The 5235-nt window shown below is 61.0% G+C and carries 6 protein-coding genes and 2 pseudogenes; 7 read left to right on the forward strand and 1 reads right to left on the reverse strand.

Annotated elements, in window-relative coordinates; translation table 11 throughout:
• The 3 genes and pseudogenes from QZ522_RS17520 to QZ522_RS17530 form a co-directional block, all read left to right on the forward strand.
• Positions 1-738, forward strand: a pseudogene (locus QZ522_RS17520) (MFS transporter); the annotation flags it as partial.
• 25 nt (positions 739-763) lie between these two features.
• The gene (locus QZ522_RS17525) at positions 764-1633 is read left to right on the forward strand and encodes a 50S ribosomal protein L11 methyltransferase (RefSeq protein WP_294614644.1); all 870 of its coding nucleotides are present in this window, start codon (positions 764-766) and stop codon (positions 1631-1633) included.
• A 109-nt stretch (positions 1634-1742) separates the two neighbouring features.
• Positions 1743-2087, forward strand: coding sequence for a hypothetical protein (locus QZ522_RS17530; protein WP_294614647.1), 345 nt, complete (start codon positions 1743-1745; stop codon positions 2085-2087).
• Between the two features lie 109 nt (positions 2088-2196).
• Here QZ522_RS17530 and QZ522_RS17535 read toward each other — a convergent pair whose 3' ends face one another.
• Entirely contained in the window at positions 2197-2394 is a 198-nt protein-coding gene (locus tag QZ522_RS17535; RefSeq protein WP_294614649.1) for a DUF1127 domain-containing protein, read from the reverse strand.
• A gap of 306 nt (positions 2395-2700) precedes the next feature.
• Here QZ522_RS17535 and ruvC point away from each other — a divergent pair, with 306 nt between their 5' ends.
• The 4 genes and pseudogenes from ruvC to QZ522_RS17555 all read left to right on the forward strand — a co-directional run.
• On the forward strand, positions 2701-3207 hold the full coding sequence (gene ruvC, locus QZ522_RS17540; RefSeq protein ID WP_294614651.1) for a crossover junction endodeoxyribonuclease RuvC: 507 nt from the start codon (positions 2701-2703) through the stop codon (positions 3205-3207).
• Positions 3204-3872, forward strand: a complete 669-nt coding sequence (gene ruvA / locus QZ522_RS17545) for a Holliday junction branch migration protein RuvA (RefSeq protein WP_294614653.1) — start codon at positions 3204-3206, stop codon at positions 3870-3872. Before ruvC ends, ruvA begins: the two co-directional genes overlap by 4 nt.
• 3 nt (positions 3873-3875) lie before the next feature.
• On the forward strand, positions 3876-4904 hold the full coding sequence (gene ruvB / locus QZ522_RS17550) for a Holliday junction branch migration DNA helicase RuvB (protein WP_294614655.1): 1029 nt from the start codon (positions 3876-3878) through the stop codon (positions 4902-4904).
• A gap of 75 nt (positions 4905-4979) precedes the next feature.
• Positions 4980-5235 (forward strand): annotated as a pseudogene (locus tag QZ522_RS17555) (hypothetical protein); the annotation flags it as partial.

Here is a 5235-nt window from a genome sequence, read left to right on the forward strand (position 1 = left end):
GTGGGAGAGTTTGATCTCAGCTACAATCTGGTGTTCATGACAGCCGGGGCGGTGACCACGGTGATCGCATTGTTCTGCCTGCTGGCCTATCCGCAGTTCGACTCGCCGACGCCACAGAACAAAAAGCTGATCCTGCGCCGCCGCTACTGGCTGTATTATGTGCTGCAATTCATGGCCGGTGCACGGCGGCAGATCTTTGTGGTCTTTGCCGGTTTCATGATGGTGGAGAAATTCGGCTTTGAGGTGCATGAGGTTACCGCGCTTTTCCTGATCAACCTTGTGGCCAACATGATCTTTGCACCGCTGATGGGGCGCGCCGTTTTCCTGTTTGGCGAGCGCCGCACATTGATCTTCGAATATGTCGGGCTTGCCCTGCTCTTCACCGCCTATGGCGGGGTCTATTTCTTTGGCTGGGGCGTGGCTCTTGCGGCGACCCTCTATGTGGTCGACCATATCCTTTTCTCGCTGGCGCTCGCTCTCAAGACCTATTTCCAGAAGATCGCCGATCCGGGTGATATCGCGCCTACGGCCGCCGTGGCCTTTACCATCAACCATATCGCGGCGGTGTTCCTGCCGGCGCTTCTGGGGTATCTGTGGCTTGTGTCGCCTGCGGCGGTGTTCTTCATGGCCTCGGCCATGGCCTGTGTCTCTTGTGCGCTGGCGATGCTGATCCCGCGCCACCCCGAGCCGGGCAATGAAACCGTCCTGTCGCGCTTCATTGCCGCGCCCGCCGAATAATCCCCCGATCTGAAAGGGTTTGACGATGCCGACCTTTACCGCCTTGACCACGCTCACAGGCAAAGACAGCGCCGAGGCCTTGGCTGAAGCCCTCGAAACTCTCACGCCGGAACCCACCGGCGTTGGCGCCTTCGAGATGGAAGACGGCTCTGGCCTGTGGGAGGTCGGATCGTACTTTGAAGAGGCCCCCGATCAGGCCGGTCTTGCGCTTTTGGCGGCAATTCACGGCGCCAAGCCGTTTACCATCTCCGAATTGCCCGAGACCGATTGGGTCGCCAAGGTGCGCCGCGAGCTGACCCCGGTCGAGGCCGGACGCTTCTTTGTCTACGGCAGCCACGATGCCGACAAGGTGCCCGACGATTGCGAGCCGCTTTTGATCGAGGCGGCGATGGCCTTTGGCACCGGGCATCACGGCACCACGCTTGGGTGCCTGCGCGCGCTTGACCGGCTGGCCAATACGGGATTTTTCGGTAAATCGGTGATCGACATCGGCTGTGGCACGGCGGTTCTGGCGATGGCCGCGGCGCGGATCTGGCCCGGTGTGATGCTGGCAAGTGACATCGACGAGGTTGCCGTCGAGGTGGCCGAGGCCAATGTGGCCGCCAACGACCTTGTCGGGCGAGTCGAATGTATCGAGGCTGCGGGCCTTGATCACCCCCGTTTTGTCGCCGCTGCGCCGTTCGACCTTGTCTTTGCCAATATCCTCAAGGGGCCGCTGATTGATCTGGCTCCTGACGTAACGTCACGTTTGCAGGGGGGGGCCAAGGTGATTCTCTCGGGAATTTTAAACGAGCAGGCCGATGAGGTGATTGCCGTTTATTGCGGTCTTGGAAACAGTCTTGAGCATCGCGAAGAGATTGGTGATTGGACGACACTGACACTGACCAATAACTAGGCAAAATAAGGCGAAAACCAGGCGAAACCGCCCATTCGCCTTAGTCTTGCCACAATTGACTTTTACTTTGTTCTGATCGCGGTGGGGGCCGTGAAATGGGATTAGTGCAATGAGTGACGCATTCCAAGGGTTTGACACTCGGCTGAAAGCAATTGATGAAAAACGCGCCCGCATGGGGCGTGGGTATGTCGGGCGAGTCGGCAAAGACGGGCTTATTGTTTTTCGCCCGAAACGTCGTAAGGGCGGCTTTCCTTTGCGCGGGGTGGTTTATCTCGCGGCCGGTTTCATCTTTTTCAAGGCCGTGATCATCGCCCATGTCGGCGCGAGCCTCTATCAGGAGCGCCTTGCGCAGCTCGCAGAGGGTAGCGTTGTCGAACAGGCCGGGGCAGCCGTGATGCAGCCAGATGCCGTGAGCGCGATGCTCGCAGGCAAACTTCGACCCTTCCTGCGCTGACACCGCTGCGTGACCAATCCTATCTGTCCCGACCCTGGGGTCGGATATCAAAAAGCCCTGCACGGTGCGAACCGCAGCAGGGCTTTTGGTTTTTCAGGCAGTGCCGCACTTAGGCTTGGCGGGCGACCTCGTTGATATCGCCACGTACGAGACCGATATCGTCAAGCTCGCGGTCCGACAGTTGCGACAGCGCATTGCGCGTGGCGCGACGTTCATTCCAAGTGGATACCGCGCCAAGGGCACGGGCGAAAAGACCGCCGAAACCGGCGGAGGCGTTATGGGCGGAGGTGGTGTCGATGACGGCCATGGGTGAATTCCTTGAAGCTGATGTATCAGAACTTGTCTGTGTCTGAGGGGCAGGTAGACAGCCAAAGCCATTCTCACAAGCCGGGATTATTGCATAGTCCTTATGCGTTTTATGCATGGGTCTAGAGATATGTTTAATCATTTTAAATCAGATGCTTGACGTGCTTTCACTTTGGCGGGAAACGCCCGGTTGCGGCAGAATTGCAACGAACTGCCGTCAAATCGGGCAGTTTGGAAACGCGCATTCTGCTTGGTCTTTGTTCTCGTTTCGTGCTAATGCTTGAAAAACAGAGGGCAGGGCAGGAAAATGCGGGTTTTGGGAATTGATCCCGGGTTGCGAAACCTCGGCTGGGGCTTGATTGACGTCAACGGCAGCCGATTAAGCCACGTGGCGAACGGAATCTGCCATTCAAGCGGCACTGACCTGGCGGCGCGACTGCTGTCCCTTTACGATCAACTCACCGATATCGTGAACCGCCATAGGCCCGAGTCGGCGGCGGTCGAGCAGACCTTTGTCAACAAGGATGGCGCGGGCACTCTCAAGCTTGGTCAGGCGCGCGGGATCGCTCTTTTGGTGCCGGCGCAATTCGGGCTTGCGGTCGGGGAATATTCGCCCAACACGGTCAAGAAAACCGTTGTCGGCGTGGGGCACGCGGCCAAGGAGCAGGTGGCGCATATGGTAAAGGTACAATTGCCCGGCGTGAAACTCGCCGGGCCGGACGCGGCGGATGCGCTTGCGGTGGCGATCTGTCACGCGCATCACGCGCGCAGCACGACGATGCTGGCCGAGGCGGTACAGAGGGCAAGCGCATGATCGGGCGGATCGCAGGGCGGATTGATTATCGTGCTACCGACCACGTGCTGATCGACGTGCGCGGCGTCGGATATCTTGTCTATTGCTCGGAACGCACGCTGTCGTCCATGCCGGGCGTGGGCGAGCATGTGGCGCTTTATACCGACCTTCTGGTGCGCGAGGATATCCTGCAACTTTTCGGCTTTACGACCCTGGTTGAAAAGGAATGGCACCGCTTGCTGATGAGTGTGCAGGGCGTCGGTGCCAAGGCCTCGCTGGCGATTTTGGGGGCGCTTGGCCCTGATGGTGTGGGACGGGCGATCGCGCTGGGTGACTGGAACTCGGTGACGGCGGCCAAGGGGATTGGCGCGAAAACCGGACAACGGGTGGTGAACGAGCTGAAAGACAAGGCGCCTGCGGTGATGGCCATGGGCGCGGCCCCGGCGCCAGAGCTGGACAGAGGCGAGGACGCGGTGATTGAAAGCGCGCCGCGCACCGCCGCCCCCGCGCCGGTTGGCGCGCCCAATCGCGGGGCGCAGGCCGAGGCCCTGTCGGCGCTGACCAATCTGGGCTATAGCCCCGGCGAGGCGGCAAGTGCCGTGGCCCAGGCGGCAGGTGATGCGGCCGATGCGGCCACGCCCGAATTGATCCGCCTCTCGCTCAAGCTGTTGGCGCCAAAGGGGTAATCCATGTCTTCGCCTGACCCGACATTGCGACCCGAAGAGCTTCCGGAAGATTTCGACCGCAGTTTGCGCCCACAGGCCCTGAGCGAATTTATCGGTCAGGCCGAGGCGCGCGCCAACCTGTCGGTGTTCATCCAATCCGCCCGTCATCGCGGCGAGGCGATGGATCACACGCTGTTTCATGGCCCCCCCGGCCTTGGCAAGACCACATTGGCCCAGATCATGGCCAAGGAACTTGGCGTCGGGTTTCGCATGACCTCGGGGCCGGTGCTGGCCAAGGCGGGCGATCTGGCGGCGATCCTGACCAACCTTGAGCGAAACGATGTGTTGTTCATCGACGAAATCCATCGCCTCAACCCGGCGGTGGAAGAGGTGCTCTATCCCGCGATGGAGGATTTCGAGCTTGATCTTGTGATCGGTGCGGGGCCAGCCGCGCGCACGGTGCGGATCGAATTGCAGCCCTTCACGCTGGTCGGGGCAACGACGCGGCTTGGCCTTTTGACGACGCCGTTGCGGGATCGTTTCGGCATCCCCACGCGGCTTCAGTTCTACAAGATCGAAGAGCTGCATGAGATCGTGACGCGAAATGCGCGGCTTTTGAACGTACCCACTGACAGCGCCGGTGCGATGGAGATTGCGCGGCGCTCGCGCGGCACGCCGCGGATCGCCGGACGGCTGTTGCGCCGGGTGGTGGATTTCGCGGTGGTCGAGGGCGATGGCGTGATTTCCAAAGAGCTTGCCGATAGCTCGCTGACCCGGTTGGGGGTGGACCACCTTGGGCTCGATGGCGCGGATCGGCGGTATCTGCGCCTGATCGCCGAGGCCTATCAGGGCGGGCCGGTCGGTATCGAAACGCTCAGTGCCGCGCTGAGCGAGAGCCGTGATGCCCTCGAAGAGGTGATCGAGCCGTTCCTGCTGCAACAGGGCCTGATCCAGCGCACCCCCCGCGGACGGATGCTGACGCAGGGCGGTTGGCATCACCTTGGACTGCCTGTGCCGGGCGCAAGCGGGCAGTCGGACATGTTCGAGGATTAGCCAGCGCCGTGCAGGGGGATGGCGCCGCCGGGCCAGCTTTGTTATCGGGGGGGCGCAAAACGAAAGGGTATTCCGATGAGCGAGCCGCTGACCCCGCAGGATGTCGAGGCACTGTTCACGCGCGGCGACGACAGTTTTCTGTTTGCCCGCTGGGGCCGGCCGATCGTGCCGATCGTGTTTGGCGTTGACGACAAGACGCTGAGCGTGGTCAAGGGCGCGATCGAGGCGGTGGTGACCTTGGCCAATCACAAGATGGCCGAAACCGACTCGGAACTTGGCGCGAACCTGATGCTGTTTTTCTTTCGCGACTGGCAGGAATTGCTTGAGGTGC

Source organism: uncultured Roseovarius sp. (genome assembly GCF_913054395.1).
In the GTDB taxonomy this organism is placed as follows: Bacteria; Pseudomonadota; Alphaproteobacteria; order Rhodobacterales; family Rhodobacteraceae; genus Roseovarius.

Bases quoted from the DNA above. Each gene is read 5' to 3' on its own strand.
- QZ522_RS17525 (WP_294614644.1), top strand. From the start codon at position 764: ATGCCGACCTTTACCGCCTTGACCACGCTCACAGGCAAAGACAGCGCC.
- QZ522_RS17530 (WP_294614647.1), top strand. From the start codon at position 1,743: ATGAGTGACGCATTCCAAGGGTTTGACACTCGGCTGAAAGCAATTGAT.
- QZ522_RS17535 (WP_294614649.1), bottom strand. From the start codon at position 2,394: ATGGCCGTCATCGACACCACCTCCGCCCATAACGCCTCCGCCGGTTTC.
- ruvC (WP_294614651.1), top strand. From the start codon at position 2,701: ATGCGGGTTTTGGGAATTGATCCCGGGTTGCGAAACCTCGGCTGGGGC.
- ruvA (WP_294614653.1), top strand. From the start codon at position 3,204: ATGATCGGGCGGATCGCAGGGCGGATTGATTATCGTGCTACCGACCAC.
- ruvB (WP_294614655.1), top strand. From the start codon at position 3,876: ATGTCTTCGCCTGACCCGACATTGCGACCCGAAGAGCTTCCGGAAGAT.